We start from the raw sequence: 21939 nt of genomic DNA, 5'->3' as shown, positions 1-21939 counted from the left end.
CCCCGACGACCGGCCAGCGGCAACGTCGGTCAGGATTCTGGCGCAAAGGCAGGCGTCAATTCAAGCAATCGCCGGGCCATCCAGCAGCAGCGCTGGCTGTCGTCCGCGCAGCGCATTGCACACGTACCAGTCGCCCGCCCTTCGCGCTTCGTCGAGACTCAGACGCCTGCGCACTAATGTTCGCCCACGTCGCCTCAGGGATAGCTCAAAGTTCTGCAACCAGACGCCAGGCAGTGCGCCACACTCAACGGCTGGCGTAAGCCAGTTCCCATCGGGGCTGCGCAACAGCAGGTTGGCAATTGACGTTTCAACGACCTCGCCGCGTTCATTCAAGAATAGAATGTCATCCGCCTGATGCCTGGCTGCCAGCAGACGGGCCGCGTCGTACTCCGCGCGTCGCGTCGACTTGATGCGTCGAAACGGGTCCGCCGACCAGATGCGCTGCGCCGCAAGCGCCAGCCGGCGCGGCGCAGGCGGCCGAGGCGCAGCGCCCGCAGGATGCAGCGCCTGCTGCTGAACTTCAAATTGTCCGGCGCGATGCAGGAGTAAACGCAGGCGCCAGACTTCGCTTCCAGCCCTGGAACACATCGTCTGCAAAGCATCCTCGATGGCGCGGGCTGGAAAATCCATAGCGCAAAGTCTGGCCGAATCCTGGAGGCGTTGCAGATGCCCGGACAGAAGGGCAATTCGTCCACGTTCCAGGCGCATTGTTTCAATCAATGCAAAATCATCCTCGGCCATACGCAGGAAGGCCGCCTTCAGCTCGCATTCCTGCCATTCGGCCTCGGCCTGCGAGTCCCAGACGATGCCGGCGCCAACGCCAAAGCGCGCGCGACCGCTGTTACGATCGATTTGCAGCGTTCGTATGGCCACGTTGAAACGAGCGCCATCTTTGTCGGCCAGACCGACGGCCCCGCAGTAGACTCCGCGCGGCTGATCCTCCAGCAATCGAATCCGCTGTCGGGCCGCCAGGCGCGGAGCGCCGCTTACCGAAGCGCAGGGAAAGAGCGCCGGAATCAGCGAACGAAAAAGTTGACGGTGTTCACTTGCGGCAAGCAAAGCCTCGACAGTGCTGACGCTCTGCAGCAGCGGTCCATGTTCTTCCAGCGTCATGGGCTTGAGTACGCGCACGCTGCCGCGCCGCGCTCGGCGCCCCAGATCGTTGCGTAATACATCGACGATCATATAGTTTTCGGCCAGCGACTTGGCATCGCCGGGTCCGTGCCGGGCGCCGACGGCGTCTCGTGCAAAGGTTCCCTTCATCGGCCTGGACTGGATCTGCCAGCCATCGGCAACCGGAAATGTTTCGAAGAAGAGCTCCGGCGAAAGCGAGAGAATCGCCTCGTCCGGCCACAGCAGGCATGCAGCCATTGCCGTGGGCTGTAAGCAATAGAGACGCTCAAAAAGCGCCAGCGGCGAACCCGAGAACTGCAAGGCAATGGCGCCGGTGAGATTGATCTGGTAACTTTCGCCGGCTGCCAGATAATTGCGCACGCCTTGCAGTCCTTCCAGAAACCGGCGGCGTCGCTCGGGGTCTTCGGTCGCCCGTAAACTGTAGCCCTCCTGCAACCCGCTGCGGCGCCACTGATCGACGCTCAGCCAGCGTCGCTCCTGGAAGGCCGCAAAGCGCAAGCGCCAGGGATCATTGCCGGGGCGATCCTCGGCAAGACTGGCAGCGCCGATGCCTGTTCCATCCAGGGCCTCATAGCTCAAGTAGCCGGCGACATGCAGACCGCGGGCAACGAGTTCGTCCAGCTGATCGAGGGCCGACGACACATCGGCCGCATCGCTGCACTGAACCAGCGCCTGCGCCTCGCTGAGCTGCCAGAAGCCGCCCTGCGGCGCTCCGGCCAAAAGAAAGCTCTCAGGATACGCTTTCGACGAGCTTCTTACGGGACTGTCGTTTGCGTTCGGTGGCATCCAGGAACTTCTTACGGATGCGAATCGACTGCGGCGTCACTTCCACCAGTTCATCGTCGTCGATGAATTCAATGGACTTCTCCAATCCCATCTTGCGCGGCGGAGTCAGGCGCACTGCCTCATCAGAACCCGAAGCGCGCACATTGGTCAGCTTCTTTTCTTTGCAGGGATTCACTTCCATATCGCTGTCGCGTGCGCACTCGCCGATCACCATTCCTGGATAGATCAATTCCCCGGGCTCCACGAACAGCGTTCCACGCTCCTGAATGCCCCACAGTGCGTAGGGGACGGCCGATCCGTTTTCCATAGAGATCAAGGCGCCATTCTTGCGCCCCGGAATCTCGCCGGCGTAGTCGGCGTATTTCAAGAAGCGCGAGGTCATCGCCGCTGTGCCTCGGCTTTCGCTGATCAGAAAGTTGCGAAAGCCAATCATGGCGCGCGTCGGCGCGTGGTACTCAAGACGCACCGTACCGTGCACCGATGTGTCCATGCCCTGCATATCGCCGCGACGACGATTCAGTTCATTGATCACAATTCCGCTGTAGTCCTCGGGCAGGTCGATCACCACAATCTCGAAGGGCTCCAGGGTCTTGCCATCCTGACGTTTGAGGATGACCTCCGGGCGCGAAACCTGCAGCTCATAGCCCTCGCGGCGCATTGTTTCCACCAGCACCGACAGATGCAAATCGCCGCGGCCCTGCACCTGAAAGCGGTCGGGTCGCTCCGGATCATCCTTTACGCGCAAAGCGACATTGGTCAGCGTTTCGCGATACAGTCGATCGCGCAACTGACGGGTGGTTACAAATTGCCCTTCGCGTCCGGCAAAGGGCGAATCGTTCACCAGGAAATACATGGAGACAGTGGGCTCGTCGACCACGATAGGCGCGCGCGCCTCCAGCTTCTGCGGATCACAGATGGTATCGCCGATGCTCAAATCTTCTGCGCCAGCCACCGCGACAATATCGCCGACGATCGCCTCTTGCGTCTCGGCGCGCCGAATTCCATTGTAGCCGTACAGTTTAGATACACGAAAGGTCTCATTCTTGCCGCCGCTCATCCGAGTGACGTTCATGCCGGAGCGAATGGCGCCGCGGAAGATACGGCCGATTCCCAGGCGACCGACGTAGTCGTCATAGTCCAGATTCATCACCTGAAACTGCAAGGGCTCGCCAGGATCCAGATCAACTGGCGGAACATGCTCAAGAATGAGATCAAGCAGCGGCGACAGGTCGCGATCTTCCTTGCCGCAGCGCGCCAGGTCGCGCGAAGCAAAGCCCAGGCGTGCAGAACAATAGATCACCGGAAAGTCATGCTGCTCGGCCGTGGCGCCCAGATCGTCAAACAGATCAAAGACCTTTTCTACGGCCAGATCCGCATTGGCGCCGTCGCGATCGATTTTGTTGACCACCAGAATCGGGCGGTGCCCCAGACGCAGGCTCTTGTCCAGCACGAAGCGCGTTTGTGGCATCGGCCCATCGAAGGCGTCGACCAGCAGCAACGAGCAATCGGCCATGGAAAGAACGCGTTCCACCTCGCCGCCAAAGTCGGCGTGGCCGGGGGTATCGATAATATTGATCTTCGTTTCCTTGAAGAAGAGCGATGCGTTCTTGGCCTTGATGGTGATCCCGCGTTCGCGTTCGAGATCCATGCTATCCATGACGCGCTCCGTGCGCTCCTTTTCCTTGATCGATTCGGTTTGGGAGAGCAGGCCGTCGACCAGGGTGGTCTTGCCGTGGTCGACGTGGGCAATGATGGCAACGTTGCGGATTTGCATGGTGGTCCTGCGAGGCGGCGACCGCGACGCGCGGCCATGCTTTTTTTGCGGCGCCTCAGAGCAAGTCCAATCAGGCGACAATAAGCCGTCCCAGGACCAGGCATTCTGCTGGCTCTCCCTGGGGCGCCGCAAAAAAGTGGTCCGCCGCGCCTTCCTGGCGCACCTTCGCCATGAGCCGATATGCCACAGACCTGCTGCGCGTGGTCGCCGTCAGCTTCATCGTCTACAACCACGCCTCCTGGAATGTCTATACCAACGTCGGCACCGGCTGGGAGGACCCCTTTTCGCTGGTGGTGGCAGCCATCAATCAGCTGGGCAAGCCCTCGGTCCTCTTTTTCCTGTTTCTTTCCGGTCTGGCCTTTGGCGCCCACCCGCAGTTTGGCGGCGATAGCGCCGCGCCGTTTTCAACACGATCCTTCTATTGGAACAGGGCGCTGCGCATAGCCCCGCCCTACTTGCTGGCCTCGCTGATTGGATTTTTTCTGGGGCAGTCCCGCCATGGATTTTTCAGCGGACTGCTGGACGGGGCCAACATGTACCATCTCTACTTTGTTGCCCTGCTGCTCTATCTGTATGCGCTGTATCCGCTGCTGCGGCGCATCAGCTTCCGTCCCTGGAAGGCCGCGCTCTTTGCCGCGCCCATCCTGTTGATTCATCCGCTTACGGCCTTTGCCGATCTTGGCCGCCACCCGCTGCTCTCGGTGACGCCACAAGAGCTGCATAGCGCCTTTGGCGAATGGAGCGGCATGTTGCACGCCAGCGGCGGCGGCGCCCTTGCAACCTGGCTGATCTACTTTGCCTACGCCCTGCCCTTCTTTCAATTTGGCATCTGGACCGGTCAGGCTGGAGAGAATCGTCAAAGCGATTCGGAAGATCGTCGCCGACGTTTTCAAATCAGCAGCATGCTCTGGTTGGCGGCCTTTTGCGTTGTCTTTTTTGATTTCTACACCGGCGTTCACGCCGGCGAACACCCTGATCCCGCGGGCCGCGTCTGGCGCATCTGCGTTGCAATTTATGCGCTGGTGTTGATTGAATGGATGCGCAGCCTGCCGCAGCAAGCCTCGCATCCCTTGCTCAAGCGTCTGTCACGCTCCAGCTTTCTGGTCTACCTGTTTCACCCCTTCATCATTCTGGCGCTGCAGGATCTGGAATACAAAATCCAGATTCCGCTCGTACTGGGCCTGTCCTGGGGTGCAGGACTGGCGCTGAACTGGCTGGCCTCGCTCCATCCTCTGTCTGGCGCGCTGTTTGGCGAAGGCGACCGACAGCTGGCGCCGGCCTCCACAATGTCGCCAGCCATTCGAAAGATTGGCGGTTAGCGCTTACTTTTTTCGGCTGCCGCTCTTGCGTAAGCCTCCGCTGCCGCGGATCTCGGCCATCTTCTCTTCAAAAATTTCAGCGTAGCGCTGCGCCAGATCAAAGCGCTTATCCGAACGCCAGTGGCGACTGGTTATCAGGCGGGCGCCGCGCGAAAGCGACAGATAGGAGTAGGCCCACTGCAAAAAAACCGAGACCCGATTGCGAAAGCCAATCAAAAAGAAGATGTGTACAAAAAGCCAGCCAAGCCAGGCCAGAAAGCCGCTCAACTTCAGCGGGCCGGCGCTGACCACGGCATCGGCGCGTCCGATTGTGGCCATCGTTCCTTTGTCCACATAGTGAAAGTTCTTTCTGGGTTTGCCCTTGAGATCGGCGGCAATCTGACGCGCGCTGAAACGACCCATCTGGATGGCTACGGGCGCCAGGCCGGGCAGCGGTCGTTCCAGACCGTGACTGAAATTGCACTGATCGCCAAGCACAAATACCTCTGGATGTCCTTTCACTGAGAGGTCCGCTTCGACCATGATGCGACCGGCGCGATCGAGTTCGAGCTTGAGGCCTTGATTGATTTCCGCCGGCGCAACGCCCGCCGCCCACAGCACGGTGCGGGCATTGACGAACTCCTTGCCGACGCGCACTCCGTCCGGCCGCACATCGCTGACCACGCTGCCGGTCCAGACGGTTACGCCCAGTTTTTCCAGACCGCGTCTGGCGCGCGCCGACAGCTCGGGATCGAAAGTGGGCAGAATGCGCGGGCCGCCTTCGATCAAGATAACGCGCGTCTGCCGCGGATCGACGTGACGAAAATCGCGCGTAATCGTATAGCGTGAAATCTCGCCGATGGCGCCGGCCAGCTCGACGCCGGTAGGACCACCGCCGACGATGATGAAGGTGAGGTACTCCTTCTGGACGGCTGGATTTCGTTCGCGTTCCGCCAGTTCATAGGCGATCAACATTCGGCGACGAATCTCCGTCGCTTCTTCCAGCGACTTCAATCCTGGCGCCGACTCCTCCCACTCCGAATGTCCAAAATAGCTCTGGTTGGCGCCGCAGGCCAGAATCAAATAGTCGTAAGGGATATCCGCAAAGCTGGTGCGTGCAATACGACGTTGCAAGTCTATCCCGGTAACATTGCCAAGCAGTACATCGACGTTGCGGCAACCGGAAAGCACGGCGCGTATCGGCGTCGCAATGTCCGCGGGACTGAGCGCCGCCATGGCCACCTGGTAGAGCAAGGGCTGAAAGAGATGGTGGTTGCGTCGATCAATGATCGTCACATGTACTCCCTTCAGATTGCCCAGATTGCGTGCGGCATTGATGCCGGCAAAGCCGCCGCCGACGATCAACACTCGTTTGTTGCTATCCATTATGCTGCTCCCTTGCCTGGCGCTTTTTTACGGAATACAAAGTAGACGATGAGAAATAGGATCGGTAACACCGGCACAAGGCCGACGCCAATGATGATCGACCAGGCGGAGAACAGCGGCCAGCGTCGCTCATAACGCACCAGGTCGGTATCAATGCCTATGACATCGCCGGCGGCGTCGCGTCGGACCAGGGCCCGCCAGCCCTCCATATCCGCCTCGCCGCGCGCTATATAAAGGTCTCCGAGGCCAAGCCACTGCAAATGCGCCGCCGTATTCTTCTGAAAGACGCTGGCAAACTCCAATCCCTGGCGGTCGCGCTGCACCCGAATCTCGTTCAAGAACCGCCATAGCTTTCGCCCCGGCGGCAGCGTATCGCGAGGCCAGTAGAGTCCGTTCAAGGCCCGCGAACTTTCCGGCACGCTGGCCGCCTCCGGCGGCGCCTGCAGAATGCCCAGCCGACGCCAGAGATAGCGGACAACTTCGCGCAGCGCATCGGGATCATCGGCATTGGCCAGGGCTACAGCCCCGCGACCCTGTGCGTCGACAAAAGCCAGAGCACAGTAGCCGGGCTGGCGATGTTCGGCGACATAGACGATGTCCTGCTCGGCGCGCAATGCCACAGCACGTTGCGGATCCGCCGGCTGATCGCCGGCGACGGCATAAGCCGGCCTCATGTAGCGCATTCCAGCCGCCGCTCCGCCTAGCAGCGGATCGTAACTGAAGCGCGCAGCAAGCAGCGTCGCTTCCGGACCGTCTGGCTGGCGACGCGCCGCCAGCAACAGAGACTGAAGAAAGGAGGCGTACGCCCTGGCGCTGGTGTAAAACTGCCAGGCTGCGCCATCCTGATACTCGGGCTGTGGCGTCTGGAAAAATCGTCTTCCTTCAAATTCCAGTCCGCTGACCAGCGGATGGCGGCAGCCGTTTCGTTCAAAACAGAAATCCTCACCGCGGCGCAAACGAGCGAAGCGTTGCAGGGCCAATGCAGCGGAGGGCAGCGACTGACGCAGCCGCAGCCATTCGCCAAGCCAGGCAAAACCTTCGGGACCCCAGGCGATGCGCGTTTGTGGCAGCGAGGCAAGTTGCAGGCGTTCAGCAAGCGGCCGACGATCATCGGCGGAAGAAGCAGGAAAGATCAAGCCAGCTCTGGAGGGGGGTAAACCGCTGCTGTAATTGAACAAAGACGCAAAGGTAACGGCGGCGGCGCCCTCGCCGACAAAACGCGGAAGATCCGGGATTTCTTCAAGAGGCCTGCGCAACAGATCGGCCGGCCGCTCTTTCGCGCCACGCTGCAGTTCCTCCAGCGCCGCCAGGGCGACAATGGGGCGGACCAACTCGCCGGCAGCAAATTGCATCTGCTCGTTCAATGCCAGACTGCCGTCCACATCACTGAAGCCAAAAGAGCGATCGACGATTCCGCGATGGTCAAAGAAGGCCAGCTGCATTCCGGCCACATGGCGGCGCTGCAGTACCGATTGAATCAGTGGCGTGGCGCGCTGCATCCAGTCGGACGGAGCGGAGATTGTTTGGGCCTCGATTCTGGCGCCGGACAGCAGGCAAAGCCCGGCGCAAAGGGCCGTCACAAATCTGCGCCGGCAAAACGGCAGCTGTGCTGGACTCATGGCATTGACCGGGTGCGCAGGCGACGGCGCCAGGGCGACCGTTTATTGCTCCGTTTCAGCGGGCGCCGCCGGCCGGAAGTCCTCATCGCGTTCCAGGCAATAGCGAATGATTTGCGGTAGATCATCCAGTGACAGGCCACGCCAGAAAATGGTCCAGCGGCCAGCGCGATAGGCGCCCTCGGCGACGCGGGCATACCAGCGATTGATCGAGTTGGCGCTGCGCGAGCGCCAGAAGAGCTTTGGAAAACGCGCAATCAGGCTCTCCCAGAGTTCCTGAGCGACGCCAAGACCGCGAGCCTGCACGCCAACGGCAAATTTGCTAAGGTAAGGACCCCAGGGACTGAGTTCCACGACCGCCGCACCCTGATAGTTTTCTTCTAAGAATATGCAATGGGCCGCCGCCAGAAAATCGTCACGGACCAGATTGCGGCCAAAGCTCTGCTCCAGCAAGGCCCGCAGCCGCGGCTGATCAAGATCGCCAGTCGGAGTGAATTCCAGAATTCGACTGCCGGTCCGCACCAGCGTGCCTGCGCCCTTTACCGTAAAAATCTCCTTGAGCAGGTTAAAGGGGGCGGTGACCGAGAGATGCAAAGTTGGCGCTGCCTGCAGCAGCCGCAGGGCAAGCTCAGCGAGCGGCTGATCCAGCCGATCCAGATCGCTAACCGAATCGGGACGCACATAGAGCGCCTTGCGGCCATCTTCATCCTTCAAGGCGCCGCGCATGCGCACCAGATGAATGCGCGGCGTCAGCTCGCCGGACAAACGTTGCAGAGCGGCGCTGAGGTGCTCCTGCGGCCAGACAATCAGCAGCGCGCGCTTCTTTTGCCGCGCGCGATCGATAACGGCGCCCAGGCGCAGCCGAAAGCCGGCGTCCAGTCGCTGCGCCCGCTTTGAAGGCTTCAGCTTGATGGTTGGCAGGGAAGCATCGAGCAGCGCGGCGCGCATCTCCTCGCAGCGCGGTCCGCTGAGCAACAGCGCCGGCGTCAGGTCCAGACGAAGCAGGAATTCAATTGCAAAAGCCAGATTCTGCGCGTCCTCGCGACAGGTCTCCAGGTCCGGCGCCAGCAAAGCAAAGCAGGCCGAGCGATCGGAGCGGAACTTACGCAGATAAAACTCGTATTCCTCGTTTCGACCGATGCTATCGAGAAACAATCGGATGGCGTCATCCAGCAACATAAGCGGCTCGACCACAAGGCGCTGACGCGCGGACCGGGCAAGCGCGATTGAGCTTTCGACGCGGTCGGCTAGCGGTTGAGAAACTCTGGATCGAAGAGGGCGTCGGCCGGCGAAACACGCGAGTCGAACGTATAGAACTCCAGGCGCGAAATGGCGCCCTGGTCCAGATCCAGCGACTCAAGCATACAGGGCATCTCGGTCAGCTCTGCTCGAGCAGTGGCTCGATTGAGGATGCTGCTGTCATAGTAGTACTGGATCGTCTTGAACAATATATTGTCGAGATTGAAGTAGTCGGTGCGCAGCGGTCGAAAATTGCGGGCTGGATCAACAATCAATACCAGGCGGCGGTAGCGGCTTTCGAAAATGGGCGTGATCGTCAGGCGGCTGAGGCTGAGTTCGCCCGGGGCGCGCGGCGGCTCATTGAGCCCCGCCTGCTGACGGGCGCGATCCGCCGCCTCGATTTGCTGGCGCAACTCGGAGGGATTGGCCGGGCGGAAGGCGACCGCATCACGCCCGCTATAGTTGTCCTGTAGCGGATAGCCGCTCAAATCAACGTAAGCAAAGCCAGAACCAAGCACGCTTTCATATTTTTCGAAGTCGCGCTTGCGAGCCAGCAGACGTCGACGAGCATCCCAGAGCCAGACCTCCTCGCCGTTTTCCAGGTAGAGGATCTTCGCTTCCAGTCCGCGTCTGCGACTGGAGAAATGATAGCTCATCTCGGCGATGCCATCCTGCAGCCGACGATAGAGCACAAAATCCCACTGGGCGCTGCGCCCATCTTTCAGGACCAGGCTGAGCGCACCGCTGTAGAGGCCGGGTGCGGCGCTCAGCGAACTATCGGCCCGAGCGACCATTTCCTGCACCGGCAGCGCGCCGCCACCGGACGGCGGCGCGGGCTCGCTCTCTACGAAAAGCGTATCCGCCGACGGTGCATTGGGCGCCGGCGCAGCGGGCCCCGGGCTCTGTGCAGATAGACGCCAGGCGCTGAGGGCAGCCAGAGTGAGCAATAGAACGGCGGCAGCCTGCGCCTTGCCATGGAATCGAAGCATCGTCAGCCTATGGCTGCAGTATCGGCAACAGCCGGCTCTTCAAAAATAGCCGGCGACAGACTGCATTTCAGCTCTGACGGAGGGCCGCGGCTCGTTCCAGGCGAGCATGTTGCGGCGCCGCCTTAGGCGATGGGGCTGCAGATGTTCCCGAATACTCGGCATTCAGCTGTCCGTTGCTGGACTGGCTGACAAAAGGACTCAGAATTTCGGCAACCACGCGCTGAACCGGCGCAGAGCTTTGCGAGTGATCGGAAACCTGGTAGACCTGAGCGCGCGCGCCCACCTGGGCCAGAGCATTTTGTACCAGATTGAGTCCGAGGCCAAGCCCAAGTCCCAAACCTGGCAGTCGATTGGCATAGCGCTCGTCAAAAACGCTGCTCAGTTTGGTGAAGGGTTCAAAGATTACCTGCTCGAGATCCGGCGGAATGCCGCTCTTCGTTCCGTCGATCACATCGCTCAATACCAGAAGGCCAAAGGAGTTGCCCATGCGGTGGCCGGCGATGTGGATCGTTGAACCAGGCGGACTGAATTTCATGGCATTGAGCATGAGCTCGCTGAGGGCCACCTCGATTGCCCGTTCTGCGCCCTGTACTGCAAAGGCCGGTCGCAGGCCCTGCATTTCGATGCTGTGGCCGCCAATCAGCGCTAACTCGCTGATCGCCTGCACGCTGCGCCGCACGCATGCTTCGAAGTCGTCCGGCGCAATGACGCCAGGCTGGTGTCGCTCGCCAAGCAAGGACTGTACGCAATCCAGGTTCTCCAGCCAGCGTGTAAGAAAGGATGCCGACTCCAGCAGCGGCGCCAGTTGTTCGCCGATGACGGCATTATCGCGAGCAAGCATGTGCAGGAAGTGCACCTGTGTAATCATCGAGCCCAGGCCAATACCCTGTGTAAGCGAGTGCTTGATACTGTGGATGATATGCAGTCCGTTCTCGCGTTTTTCGGCCACGCGCTGGTTTTGTTTCCAGATCAGCCATTCCAGCTGGGCCAGCATGCGCTTACGACTCTCGCGGGCATAGTTGATGGATTTGCGCATCGTGCGGTAGAATTCCGTCGCGCGCTTGGCGGCGCCAATCAAGGCCTCCGCTGAGCAATTGTCTTCCAGGTATTCGAAGATCGCTCCCAGGCGTCGATCGAGTCCGGTGCGCCGCTCCTCCTGACGGGTCACAATGATGACCGCCGCATCGCTTTGCGAACGGATGGCGCGTAACCACTCCTGCGGCGGAATGTCCTCCGTTACCATCTCCGTGATGACTATGGAAGGAGAGTAAAGTGCGATTCGTTCGAGGGTTGCGCCGCGCGACGCGCTGGCCATCGCCACAAAGCCATTCTCCTGTAAGAGCAGGCGATAGCGCTCCGCCCGCTCGGGGTCCGGATGAAAGATGACCGCCGTTGGCTGGAGCTCCGCGTCCATTTCAGTTCCGATCCAGAATCTGTCCAAGCAGATCAAGCAACTGCGCCGGGATCAGCGGCTTGACGATCCAGCCGTTGGCGCCGGCCTCCGCGCCCTGACGTTTGAGCGCTTCCTCCGACTCCGTGGTCAGAGTCAGAATCGGGACGTCCTGATTTCGCTTTCGCAACTCGCGCACCAGGGTCAGGCCATCCATGCCGGGCATGTTGATATCTGTGATTACCAGATCGAAGTTATCTTGATCGAAGATCTGCAGCGCCTGTGCGCCATCCGGCGCTACGGTCGCCTGATATCCGCCATACTCCAGAGTCTGGCGAACCATCATGCGCATCGTTTCCGAATCGTCAACGGCCAGCACTTTGCCCCTGCTTTTGACCGTCCCGACGCTTGTTCTCTGCTTCATCGTTTCCATAACTATCTCCCGGCTGTTCGCTGCGCCAAAGCGGACCTAAAACAGCGTTATATTTGAACTCTTCATTTCGTAGTAGAATACCTTCCCAAAATGGCGAATGACATAGCCCTTGAAGGCGCCTGCCAGAGTCTCCGAGGCGCCAATGATCAGTACGCCGTCCGGTTTGATGCTGCGAATCACAGCATCGAGGGCGCGAATCCGCGAAGGCTCGCTGAAATAGATTACGACATTTCGGCAAAAGACGATATCGAAGCGGCCGGGAGGCGGATCGCTGATCAGATTGTGCTCCAGAAATTGTACGCCCTGGCGCAGGCCGGCTTTGATGCGATAGCCGTCGCCCTCAGCATCGAAATGCCGCGCCAGTCTGGCGGGGCTCAAACCGCGACTGACCTGGAACTTTGTGAATCGCCCGTTGCGAGCGCGCTCCAGAGTATCGTGCGCACAGTCAGTGGCGGTAACCTGGATTTCCGTGAGGTTGTATTTGCCGCTCTCTTCCAGCTGCATCAAAATGGAATATGGCTCCTGGCCGGTAGCACAGGCCGCTGACCAGATCGAAAGTTCCAGCTGCGATTCCGGCGTCTGACGGTGCGCGGCCAATTCGGGCAGGATTTGCTCGGGGAGCGCCCGGAAGATTGCTTCGTCGCGAAAAAAACTGGTCTCATGGGTGGTAATGGCATCAACGACGCGCGCGCGAAATTCCGGTCGCGCTTCAAAATCCAGCACGGCCTGGTCGTAGCTGGCTACAGAAAACTCGCGCATCACCGAGGCCAGTCGCGCATCCAGCAGGTAGGTCTTGTCCGGCCCCAGTTGCAGCCCGCTGGCTGTAGCAATGGCCGCCGCCAGTTTTTCCTGCGCCGAATTCATGGCTCGCCGCCCATCAGTTCGACAATCTTCTTTCCCAGATCCTCTGGCCTGGCGCTTAAGCTGCTCCATCCGGCGGCGTCGACCGCTTGCGGCATGCCATACACCGTGCAACTTTCCTCGCTCTGGGTGATGCAGCGACCGCCAACCTCAACCAGCGCGCCGACGCCGTCGGCGCCATCTTCGCCCATGCCGGTCAGGACAACTGCCAGGCAACTCTTAGCAACCGAACTTGCGGCCAGCGAACGGAACAGAATGTTGGCGGAGGGACGGCAGCTGAGTTCCGGCGGCGCCATATTGAGTTCTATGGTCAGGCCATCGGCGCCGTCGCGGACTACCATGTGTTTGCCGCCGGCAGCCACATAGCAAACGTCCGCCTGCGCCGCCATGCCGTGCTCGGCCTCGACGATCTCACGCCCGCTGAAGCGAGCCAGGCTCAGCGCCAGTTCGCGAGTGAAGAGCGGCGGCATGTGCTGAACCAGAAAGATCGGACCGTTCAGCCGCCGGTCGAGTGCCATCAGCAAGGCGCGCAACGCAATGGGGCCGCCGGTGGAGGCAGCGATGCAGACAGCCCGAGCCCGAAAGCCTGCAAGCGAAGGGCCCTCGTGATCCAGACGCAAGGTGCGCTGCTGCCTGCCGCTGGCAGCAGCGGGCGTTGTCGGCGAAAGGGCGCGCAGGCGTTGCAGGATCTTTCGATCGACGAATTCCTGAATCGCGCCGGCCACCAGCCCCTCCGGCTTGGCAATGAAATCGTGCGCGCCGCGGTGCAAGGCCTCAATGGCAGTCTTTGATCCCTCGATCGTGTGGGCGCTGAACATCAGCACGCGGGTTGAGGGATAGTCGCGGCGAATGATATCGAGCAGCTCCAGGCCAGTCAGCTCCGGCATTTCTTGATCAAGTATTACAAAATCTGGCTTATAGTAGCGCAGTCGCGGCAAGGCCAGTTTGCCATTGCCAGCCGTCGAGACGACTTCGTAGTCGGGATCGGCGCTGATGACGCTGCGCAACGCCTGGCGATAGAGCGTCGAATCATCTACAATCAGCACGCGCTTTCTGGCGCCCTGCTGTTGCCCGACCGGATGCACGGCAGTAGGCGCAATCATGCGACGCCGCCTTGCAGCGCCCGTCTCGATTCCCGTTCATTCACGGCGTTGCGCGCATCCAGCAAGGCTTCTGGCCGCAGTACCAGCGCGACATCGCCTTTCCAGCGAAAGGCTGCGGCCAGATAGGCGGCGCCGGTTTCTTCAAACTGCGAAGGAGCAGTATCCAGTTCGGCTTCATCCACCGACATGACGTCCAGCGCTTCGTCGGCCAGCAATGCCACCGTAGCCTCCGCGGAGCGAAGAACGATCAGGCCATCTGCCTCGCTTTCGTAACGCCGCTCATCATTGCCCGTAAGCAAAGCGGTCACATCGATGACCGTCACCACGTCGCCGCGAATATTGGCGATGCCGGCCACATAACCGGGCGCGCGCGGCACCTGATTGATGCGCACACCGCGGCTGACTTCGCGACACTGCAACAGCGGGACGGCGTAAATTCGATTCGAATGACGAAAGTTGAGCACCTCCAATCGTTTCATGCAATTGCCTCTTGCCGCTCAACTTTGCCGGCGCGCACGCTGGCCTTGAGCAAGGCCGCGGCATCCAGCAGTCCCACGCTGTATCCGTCCACCAGGGCGCGATTGCGCACCACGCCGGCGCCGGCGCGTTCCGCTTCCCAGACAATTGCCTGCGCCGCCACATTGATCACTTCGTCGACCAAGAGCGCGGCCTCCTCGCCGGCGCGGCCCAGAAATACTGCATACCGTCCGGCGGCTTCGGCGCTGCGCTGGATGCCCAGTTCGCGGATCTGCTCCAGACGCAGCGCCGGCACCAGGCGCTCATCTTGCAGGACGGACTCGCGGCCCAGAAACTCCTTGAGATCGCCTGGCGCGAGGCGACGCAGCCGCGGGAAATCGGCAAAGTCAAGCGCCAGGCGCTGATCGCCCACGCGGAACAGCAGGAAGCTGCGGTTGCTGGCGCCTGCTGCTCCATCCTCGCGCCGATCCATGGTCTCGGCCAGATTGGATTTCAGGCGCGCCGATCTGGCGATGCCGGCGGTATCCAGAATCAATATCGCCTCGCCGTCGCCCATCACGCCGGCGCCGGAGTAAAGCCGAATGTTCTGGAAATAGTCGGACAATCTGCGTACAACGAATTCCTCCGGGTTGATCACCTCATCCACGCGCAAGCCAAAGCGCACGCGATCGGTCTTGAGTACGACCATGTAGCCGCCGCTGTGCGCCCCCGCCTCGCCGTTGAGAATTTCAGAAAGGTCGACATAGGGCAGCATGCGACCACGCAGATTGTAAACAGTGCGATCGCGGACCATGGCCGCCTGCGCATCGTCAAAGGTAAGCATCTCTTCAATATGCTTTTCCGGAATCGCAAAGCGCGTTCCAGCCTGTCGTACCAGCAAACAGGTAATGATCGCCAGGGTCTGCGGCAGATGGATAGCCAGCTCCATTCCGCGTCCGGCCTCGCTGCTCAATTCGACGCTTCCGCCCGCGGCCTCCACGCGACTGCGCACCACATCCATACCGACGCCGCGCCCGCTGGTTTCGGAAACTGAATCGCGCGTACTGAAGCCGGGCATGAACAGGCATTCGCGCAAGCGCTCCTCATCGGCGGCGCGGGCTTCGGCGTCGCTCATCACCCCGCGACGAACCGCAGTAGCGCGAATCGCTTCCAGATCAAGGCCGCGACCGTCGTCGCGAACGGTGATGACCACGCTGCCGCCGCTCATGGCGGCGCTGACGCGAATCAGGCCAGCTTCTGGCTTGCCGGCGCGCCGGCGTTCCTCCGGACTTTCGATGCCGTGATCCACGGAATTGCGCACGCAATGGGTCAGCGGATCCAGGATAGCGTCGATCAGCGTCTTATCCAGCTCGGTCTCGCCGCCTTCGATCACCAGTTCCGCTTTCTTGGCGGTTGCGCGGCAAGCGTCATGAACAATGCGCGGCAACCGTCGAAAGGCCAGATCCAGCTGCTGCAGGCGCGTGCGCATGATGCGCTCTTGCATACTGGTGATCAGGCGGCTGATTTTGCGCGCCGCTGAGAGCAGATCCTGGTTTCCGTGCTTTTCTACACGCTGCAGCAGGTCATTGCGGGCAATGACTGTTTCGCCGGTAAGATTGATGATCTCATCGATCAGGCCCAGGGAAACGCGAAGGTTGTCGGCTTTTTGCCCCTCCGCTTCGGTTGCGGGCATAACGCGACCTGCAGCCGCTGCTTCTGGCGATTCGACCTTAGTGGCGACCGCGGCGCTGGCGCTGGACTCTGCCGCGGGCGTCTCTTGCTTTGTATCCAGGATGGATTGCGCGCGAAAGAGCGTCTTCAGCTGGGCCGCGCGAATGCCGCTGCGTCGACAAATGGAGGCCGGGGCCTCCTCGCTGAGCAGAAACATGAAACAGGGCAGGCTGGCGCCGCGTCCATTCAACGCCGGCACGCGCTCCCACAACACGCCGCCCTCCAGCAAGGTCCCCTCATCGCGCAGTGCGGCAAACATTTTTGCCAGATCAGAGAGATTGGCCAGACGTTGTTGCACGGCATCAAACAGCAAGAGATGCAAAGACTTGTTCTCTTCGCGAGCGCGGAGCATGGCGCCTGTAGGCGCGCTGAGGCGCAAAGGCGTACGATTCTTATGTGATGCAGTCTTTTCTTCAGGTTCCGTCTCGCAGGCTTCGACGGCAGCCCCGGCGTCGGCCAGCAGATGCTGTAGCGTCTGGCGCAGCGCCGCAACCCGGCTCTCTGAATCTGGCGGCGCTTCGGTTAAGAGCGTTCGCAGCACATCTACGCCTTGTAGCATCGCATCGATCCAGGCTGGAGTGCAACTCTGCGGATGTTTACGCAGCGCTGCCAATGCGTCTTCCAGGTGATGCGCCGCAGAAACCAGCTCCGGCAGCTCGAAGAGGCCGGCGTTACCCTTGACCGTATGTACAATACGAAAGATTTCGCGAATGCTTTCCGCCGATTCGCCGCCCTCCAGCGACAGGATCGCCTCCTCGGCGCGCTGCAGGATCTCCAGCGTCTCGCGGCGGAAGGTCGAGGCCAGTTCCGCCATGTTGACAGCGGCCTTCATTCGGCGCGCACCTCGAAGAGCTTCACGGCCTGTAGACTTTCCAGAGCGCTGGCCACGTCCGAGCTGACCTGCAGCGAGACCGCCGAGCCCTCCGCCCTGCGCGCCGCAGCAAAGGCCGCCAGCGTAGCAGCGGCCGGCAGCGGCAGTACGCGAGCGCGCCGCATGTCGATGGCCAGATTGCCGCCGGGCTGTAACGGCAGCGCGGCAAGATCGCGCTGCAAGCGGGCGGACTCGCCCAGTTCGTTTTCATCGAGTGCAATAACGACTCGGTCCTTTGCTGAAAAAAAATTCATGGGCCTGCCCTCTGATGGGCGAAGTTTGCCCCAGCTTTGCCCCAAAATCAATCGGCGGCGCCGTCATCTCTTCCCGGTAGCAATACGGATTGCAAGGTCAGCGGGCGCATGAATAATGCTGAATACAATGATCGATGCAGCTTCGCCGCAATTGCTGGTCATCGAAGACGATGCTGCGCTTCGCGAGAACTTGCTTCTGGCCCTGGAGCTGGAAGGCTACCATGCGATTGGCGCCGGACAGGGAGCGGATGGCCTTCGTCTGGCCCGCGAACGCCATCCGGCGGTGGCGCTGCTTGATTTGACCCTGCCCGATATCGATGGGCTGGAGGTGGCCCGCGAGTTGAAGCGCGGGGCGCTGACGCGAGATACGTTGATCATCGTACTTTCCGGTCGCGGCGGTCAGCAGGATATTGTGGCGGCCCTCGAAATTGCCGAGGACTTTGTGCGCAAACCCTTTGAGGTGCAGGAACTGAAGGCGCGCGTACGCAGCATGCTGCGCCTGCGCGCGGCACAGGACCTGCTGCGCCAGCTCAACCAGGACCTCGAAGAGCGCGTCATTGAGCGCAGCGCTGAGATCTTGCGTAGCAATCGACAGCTTGAGGCTGAACTGGAAAAACGCCGAGCCTCCGAAAAGCGCATCCTCGATTTGAACATCCAGTTGCTTGAAGTCCGCGAGGAAGAACGCAGCCGATTGGCTCAAGAGATTCACGACAACATTGGCCAGCAGATCGTTTCGCTGAAGTGGATGATCCAGGCGCAGCTGGCTGCGCCCAGCAGCGAAGGACTGCGCGAAGCGCTGTTGCGATTTGACGCGCTGGCGCGCAGCACGCGAGCTCTCGCTCATGATCTGGGCGCCAGTCCGCTGCACCCGCGCGGTCTGGAGGCTGCTTTGCTGGATCTGGCGCGCAGCTTTTCGGAAAGAATGGAAGTCGAAATGCAAATCGAAGGGCTGGAAGCCTCCTTGACTGAAGATCAGCAGGTGCATATTTTCAGAATCATACAAGAGGCCTTGAGCAATACGGCGCGCCATTCCCAGGCTCGGCGCACCGAGGTGCACTGGGGGCTGGCCGACGGCGCCCTGTGGCTTGCCATTGAGGACGACGGCGGGGGCGCCCCGGAGCTGGTTTTTCGCGACGGCGGCGGCGGCCTGGGGCTGCGAATTATGAAACAGAGGGCTGTGGCGATTGGCGCTGCCCTCGAGGTGGAGAATCATGGCCAAGGGCTCAGAATTACAATCCGATCTCGCCCAGAGCGGGAAGAGCATCCGAGTCCTGCTGGCCGACGATCATGAGATAGTCCGGCAGGGATTGCGCCAGATGCTGGCCCGCGACGAATCCGTAGAGGTTGTTGGCGAAGCCAGCGATGGCGACTCGACTTTGAATGAGTTGCAGCGGTCGCCGTGCGATATTCTCATTCTGGATCTTTCGATGCCGGGAATCAACGGCTTTGAGTTGATCCGACAACTGGCGGCGGCGCAGCCGGCCTTGCGCATCGTCGTACTGACCATGCACCGCGAAGCCAAGTACGTTCGCCAGGCTACGGGATTTGCCAATGTCTTCGGCTACATACTCAAAGATGAAGCCTTTGATCAATTGCAACGCGCCGTTCACAAGGTCGCTGCGGGAAATCGCATGATATCGTCGCAGGTTCACGAGCTAATCTTCGAAGACTATCGCAGCATGCAGGAAAGCGCACTGGTGCTGGAAACGCTTACGCGCCGAGAACGGGAGATCCTGGACATGGTGCTGCGCGGCAAGATGAACAAGGAAATTGCCAACGACTTGTTTATCAGCGTGCGCACCGTAGAAAGCCACCGCGCAAAAATCATGGAAAAGCTGCGCGTTCGCAACGTGGCCGAACTGATGCGCTTCGCCGCCGAACATGGTCTGGTCTGATGCCTGCTCTCCCGGCATTCTCGGCGCTCTGGCTTTTGCTGGCCGCTCTGCTGGGCGCCGCTGGCGGCGCTGCGATGCTCCGCGCCTTGCAACGTCGCCGGGGCCGCGCTGCCTCTGGCGCCGCAGGGCGCGCGCCCTTGAACCTGGCGGCGGTCTCCGCAGTTGCCGACGATTCCGCTCTTGAGTATCGTCGGCTTGCCGACTGCCTTCCTGTCGGTCTGCGCATTGTGGATCTGTCGGCCATCAAACGCCGGCTGGATGCCAGGCAATTGACGCTGCGCAGCCTGCGCTCGGCGGACAACAAGCAGCTGGAGGAGCTATCGTTGCTGGCAGTGGAGCTGGAGAGCAATGCCGCTTATGGCAAAGCCCTGTCTGGACTCCAGCCGTTGCGCCAGACGCCGCCCTTGCCGCCTACCGAATTGATGGCGCTGGTTCTCTCCTTGCTACAGGGCGAAACCATTTGCCACTTTGCTTCGATTGCCGGCGGGCCCAGTCAGGAGCTGCGCTTCGAGGTGCGCGCCGGTCTGCTGCGAGATGATTGGTCGCGCGTCGCACTTTGCTACATTGATCAGCGAGAACGCTCTCAGCGCCGCAACCTGGAACTTGATCGCGCCCAGGAGTTTCGGACGCAGTTTGAATCCTCGCCCTTGCCCATGCAACGACTGGATCTCAGCGAGATCGAGGAGTACTTCTTCCGACTGCTGCGCCGCGGGGTCGAAAATCTGCTCTCCTACTTTTACCAGCGCCCCCGACGGATTGGCGTCCTCGCCCGTCGCATTCGTGTACGCGCGTCGAACAGGGCAATGCAGCGCACCTTCGGCCCGCGAACGGCCTCGGCATCGCTGCTGGGCCTCAGCGAATTTCAAACCGATTCGGAAACGCTGCGCAAGTGCCTGGGCGCGCTGCTCAATTTGTTTGAAGGAGAATTGCGCAGCGAGGCCGGCTTCAGCATGCAAATGCCCAACGGCAGACGCTTTCATGGTTTGATGAGCGCCGCAGTGCTGCCGCATCGCGGCATGTCCGATGTCATGACCACCTACCAGGACATCAGCGATTTGCTCAATGCATCGGAAGCTTTAGTAGAAAGCGAGGCCCGCGCCAGAGCGATCCTGGGCGCGGTAACCGATGCCGTCACTGCACTTTCGGCAGCGGGAGAGATTGTTTACGCCAACGAAGCATGCCAGCGACTTTTTGGCTTCGAACTCTATGAATTGCTCGGGCAGCCGGCGCAGCTCTTGCTGGGCAACGTCGATCCAGGGCCAATGATCGAAAGAGCCGGCGTCGTCGGCGAAGGGCGCGAACCGGAGCGCCACGAGTTGATTGGCAAGCGCAAGGACGGCGAAAGCCTGCTGTTGCAGGCGACCATTGCGCGCGTTGGGGCGCGCAACTGGAGCGGCGCGACGGCAGTCATGGTCATGAAGGATGTAACCGAACTTACTCGCTACCGGATGTATCTGGAAGAGGAAGTGGCGCAGCGCACCGATCAATTGAGCAGCGCACTGGCCCGCGAAAAGGAACTCTATGCCAGTCTGGAAATGGCGCTGCTCAAAGAGCGAGAACTGAATGTTATGCGGCGCAATTTCGTATCGGTCGTATCCCATGAATTCCGCACGCCGCTGGCCGTTATCCAATCCTCTGCGGACTTGCTGGGCCAGTATCTGGACCGCATGACGCCGGAGCAGCGACAATCGCGCATTGAGAAGATTCGCCGCGAAGTGCACAATATGGCGACGCTGATGGAAGACGTGATGTTCTTCGAGCGCGCCTCAGCCAAAAGCCTGCGTCTGGAAAGCTCTCGCGTTAGCCTGCCAGAGTACCTCTCAGAAATTGCCGGCGATTGCCAGCTGGCCAGCGAGAGCAGCCGCGAAATCAAAATTGTGATGGACCGCCCGCAGGCGGAGGCGGCAGTTCTGGATATTGCGCTGCGCCGGGCTCTGGCCAATCTGATCGTCAATGCCTTGAAGTACAGCCAGGGACCGGGGGCAATCGAAGTACGCATTGGCGGCGATAGCAGAGTGCTCGCCATTCAGGTTGCCAACGATGGGGAAATTGACCCTGCGATTCGTGATCACGTGTTTGAGCCATTTGTTCGCGGCAAAGCCCCCGACCATCCGCCAGGGACTGGGCTGGGTCTTGCAATTGCTGCCCGAGCGGCGGAACTGTGTGGCGGCGCCATTCGTGTGGCGGAATTCGGTCCGCCGCGAGTTGTCCTGGAAATCAGTTCTGCGATTGATAGCAATGCAACAAGTAAAGTCGCCGCAGGCCTGAATGACCCGCACCGATCCACACCCGACCATTCTGCTGGCGGATGACAATCCGGCTCTGCTGGAAGATTATGCTGCACTCTTGAGTTTCGAAGGCTATGTCGTGATTCAGGCCAGCGATGGAGCGCAGGCCTGGCAGCAAATGCAGCAACCGCAACTGGACCTGATCATCTGTGACATCCTGATGCCGCACCTCGACGGCTTTTCGCTGCGACAGCGCGCACTGCTTGAGCCGCGACTCGCCGAAATCCCCTTTGTATTTTTGTCGGCAATGAATTCGGAAACGATTCGCAGCCAGGCCCGCGACCTCGGCGTAGCGGTTTACCTGAGCAAACCTTGCTCTTCGGAACGATTGCTTGCCGAAGTGCGACGTTTGCTCAACAGCAAAGCTCGGTAGCGACACGGAGACAAGCTGCGGGCTGCGCTCATTGCAGTTTCCGCGGCGATCCGTTATGGTTG

At 60.7% G+C, this 21939-nt stretch carries 18 protein-coding genes; 5 read left to right on the top strand and 13 right to left on the bottom strand.

Going from position 1 to position 21939, the window contains the following annotated elements; translation table 11 throughout:
• Nucleotides 1–60: 60 nt before the first annotated feature.
• Both K1X75_02640 and typA read right to left on the bottom strand, forming a co-directional pair.
• Nucleotides 61–1854, bottom strand: coding sequence for a chorismate-binding protein (locus K1X75_02640; GenBank protein ID MBX7056936.1), 1794 nt, complete (start codon nt 1852–1854; stop codon nt 61–63).
• 10 nt (nt 1855–1864) lie between these two features.
• On the bottom strand, nt 1865–3694 hold the full coding sequence (typA, locus tag K1X75_02635) for a translational GTPase TypA (GenBank protein ID MBX7056935.1): 1830 nt from the start codon (nt 3692–3694) through the stop codon (nt 1865–1867).
• A gap of 170 nt (nt 3695–3864) precedes the next feature.
• On the opposite strand from typA, the gene K1X75_02630 reads away from it, so the two are divergent.
• Entirely contained in the window at nt 3865–5013 is a 1149-nt protein-coding gene (locus tag K1X75_02630; protein MBX7056934.1) for an acyltransferase, read from the top strand.
• A 3-nt stretch (nt 5014–5016) separates the two neighbouring features.
• Here the strand turns inward: K1X75_02630 and K1X75_02625 are convergent, their stop codons facing one another.
• From K1X75_02625 to K1X75_02575, 11 genes are all read right to left on the bottom strand, one after another.
• On the bottom strand, nt 5017–6378 hold the full coding sequence (locus K1X75_02625; GenBank protein MBX7056933.1) for an NAD(P)/FAD-dependent oxidoreductase: 1362 nt from the start codon (nt 6376–6378) through the stop codon (nt 5017–5019).
• Nucleotides 6378–7997 (bottom strand): serine hydrolase, encoded by a 1620-nt coding sequence (locus K1X75_02620; protein MBX7056932.1) that lies wholly within the window; start codon nt 7995–7997, stop codon nt 6378–6380. The genes K1X75_02625 and K1X75_02620 overlap by 1 nt, the downstream gene beginning before the upstream one ends.
• Before the next feature lie 42 nt (nt 7998–8039).
• The gene (locus tag K1X75_02615; GenBank protein ID MBX7056931.1) at nt 8040–9173 is read right to left on the bottom strand and encodes a hypothetical protein; all 1134 of its coding nucleotides are present in this window, start codon (nt 9171–9173) and stop codon (nt 8040–8042) included.
• 68 nt (nt 9174–9241) lie between these two features.
• Nucleotides 9242–10222, bottom strand: a complete 981-nt coding sequence (locus K1X75_02610) for a hypothetical protein (GenBank protein MBX7056930.1) — start codon at nt 10220–10222, stop codon at nt 9242–9244.
• Between the two features lie 67 nt (nt 10223–10289).
• Nucleotides 10290–11636, bottom strand: a complete 1347-nt coding sequence (locus tag K1X75_02605; protein ID MBX7056929.1) for a hypothetical protein — start codon at nt 11634–11636, stop codon at nt 10290–10292.
• A 1-nt stretch (nt 11637) separates the two neighbouring features.
• A complete protein-coding gene (locus K1X75_02600) occupies nt 11638–12036 on the bottom strand; it encodes a response regulator (protein MBX7056928.1) in 399 nt (132 codons plus the stop codon).
• A gap of 45 nt (nt 12037–12081) precedes the next feature.
• The gene (locus K1X75_02595; GenBank protein ID MBX7056927.1) at nt 12082–12909 is read right to left on the bottom strand and encodes a hypothetical protein; all 828 of its coding nucleotides are present in this window, start codon (nt 12907–12909) and stop codon (nt 12082–12084) included.
• Complete coding sequence (gene cheB / locus K1X75_02590; protein ID MBX7056926.1) at nt 12906–14009, bottom strand: chemotaxis-specific protein-glutamate methyltransferase CheB; 1104 nt, start codon at nt 14007–14009, stop codon at nt 12906–12908. The genes K1X75_02595 and cheB overlap by 4 nt, the downstream gene beginning before the upstream one ends.
• The gene (locus K1X75_02585; GenBank protein MBX7056925.1) at nt 14006–14488 is read right to left on the bottom strand and encodes a chemotaxis protein CheW; all 483 of its coding nucleotides are present in this window, start codon (nt 14486–14488) and stop codon (nt 14006–14008) included. Before K1X75_02585 ends, cheB begins: the two co-directional genes overlap by 4 nt.
• Nucleotides 14485–17010 (bottom strand): chemotaxis protein CheW, encoded by a 2526-nt coding sequence (locus tag K1X75_02580; GenBank protein ID MBX7056924.1) that lies wholly within the window; start codon nt 17008–17010, stop codon nt 14485–14487. Before K1X75_02580 ends, K1X75_02585 begins: the two co-directional genes overlap by 4 nt.
• A gap of 14 nt (nt 17011–17024) precedes the next feature.
• Nucleotides 17025–17321: a hypothetical protein gene (locus tag K1X75_02575; protein ID MBX7056923.1), complete on the bottom strand. Its 297-nt coding sequence runs from the start codon at nt 17319–17321 to the stop codon at nt 17025–17027.
• 115 nt (nt 17322–17436) lie between these two features.
• Between K1X75_02575 and K1X75_02570 the strand changes: the two genes are divergently transcribed.
• Genes K1X75_02570 through K1X75_02555 form a run of 4 tightly spaced genes read left to right on the top strand, consistent with a single transcriptional unit; the run spans nt 17437 to nt 21877 of the window.
• Entirely contained in the window at nt 17437–18612 is a 1176-nt protein-coding gene (locus tag K1X75_02570) for a response regulator (protein ID MBX7056922.1), read from the top strand.
• Nucleotides 18533–19216, top strand: coding sequence for a response regulator transcription factor (locus K1X75_02565; protein ID MBX7056921.1), 684 nt, complete (start codon nt 18533–18535; stop codon nt 19214–19216). Before K1X75_02570 ends, K1X75_02565 begins: the two co-directional genes overlap by 80 nt.
• Nucleotides 19216–21528 (top strand): PAS domain S-box protein, encoded by a 2313-nt coding sequence (locus tag K1X75_02560; GenBank protein MBX7056920.1) that lies wholly within the window; start codon nt 19216–19218, stop codon nt 21526–21528. Before K1X75_02565 ends, K1X75_02560 begins: the two co-directional genes overlap by 1 nt.
• Nucleotides 21485–21877: a response regulator gene (locus K1X75_02555; protein ID MBX7056919.1), complete on the top strand. Its 393-nt coding sequence runs from the start codon at nt 21485–21487 to the stop codon at nt 21875–21877. Before K1X75_02560 ends, K1X75_02555 begins: the two co-directional genes overlap by 44 nt.
• Nucleotides 21878–21939 lie beyond the last annotated feature (62 nt).

The sequence above is a fragment of the Leptospirales bacterium genome, from assembly GCA_019694655.1.
GTDB lineage: Bacteria > Spirochaetota > Leptospiria > Leptospirales > Leptonemataceae > SSF53.
The sequence above is the reverse complement of the archived record's forward strand: the minus strand, read 5'-3'. Positions and strand labels throughout refer to the sequence as shown.

Bases quoted from the DNA above. Each gene is read 5' to 3' on its own strand.
- typA (MBX7056935.1), bottom strand. From the start codon at position 3,694: ATGCAAATCCGCAACGTTGCCATCATTGCCCACGTCGACCACGGCAAG.
- K1X75_02630 (MBX7056934.1), top strand. From the start codon at position 3,865: ATGAGCCGATATGCCACAGACCTGCTGCGCGTGGTCGCCGTCAGCTTC.
- K1X75_02625 (MBX7056933.1), bottom strand. From the start codon at position 6,378: ATGGATAGCAACAAACGAGTGTTGATCGTCGGCGGCGGCTTTGCCGGC.
- K1X75_02620 (MBX7056932.1), bottom strand. From the start codon at position 7,997: ATGAGTCCAGCACAGCTGCCGTTTTGCCGGCGCAGATTTGTGACGGCC.
- K1X75_02615 (MBX7056931.1), bottom strand. From the start codon at position 9,173: ATGTTGCTGGATGACGCCATCCGATTGTTTCTCGATAGCATCGGTCGA.
- K1X75_02610 (MBX7056930.1), bottom strand. From the start codon at position 10,222: ATGCTTCGATTCCATGGCAAGGCGCAGGCTGCCGCCGTTCTATTGCTC.
- K1X75_02605 (MBX7056929.1), bottom strand. From the start codon at position 11,636: ATGGACGCGGAGCTCCAGCCAACGGCGGTCATCTTTCATCCGGACCCC.
- K1X75_02600 (MBX7056928.1), bottom strand. From the start codon at position 12,036: ATGAAGCAGAGAACAAGCGTCGGGACGGTCAAAAGCAGGGGCAAAGTG.
- K1X75_02595 (MBX7056927.1), bottom strand. From the start codon at position 12,909: ATGAATTCGGCGCAGGAAAAACTGGCGGCGGCCATTGCTACAGCCAGC.
- cheB (MBX7056926.1), bottom strand. From the start codon at position 14,009: ATGATTGCGCCTACTGCCGTGCATCCGGTCGGGCAACAGCAGGGCGCC.
- K1X75_02585 (MBX7056925.1), bottom strand. From the start codon at position 14,488: ATGAAACGATTGGAGGTGCTCAACTTTCGTCATTCGAATCGAATTTAC.
- K1X75_02580 (MBX7056924.1), bottom strand. From the start codon at position 17,010: ATGGCGGAACTGGCCTCGACCTTCCGCCGCGAGACGCTGGAGATCCTG.
- K1X75_02575 (MBX7056923.1), bottom strand. From the start codon at position 17,321: ATGAATTTTTTTTCAGCAAAGGACCGAGTCGTTATTGCACTCGATGAA.
- K1X75_02570 (MBX7056922.1), top strand. From the start codon at position 17,437: ATGCTGAATACAATGATCGATGCAGCTTCGCCGCAATTGCTGGTCATC.
- K1X75_02565 (MBX7056921.1), top strand. From the start codon at position 18,533: ATGGCCAAGGGCTCAGAATTACAATCCGATCTCGCCCAGAGCGGGAAG.
- K1X75_02560 (MBX7056920.1), top strand. From the start codon at position 19,216: ATGCCTGCTCTCCCGGCATTCTCGGCGCTCTGGCTTTTGCTGGCCGCT.
- K1X75_02555 (MBX7056919.1), top strand. From the start codon at position 21,485: ATGACCCGCACCGATCCACACCCGACCATTCTGCTGGCGGATGACAAT.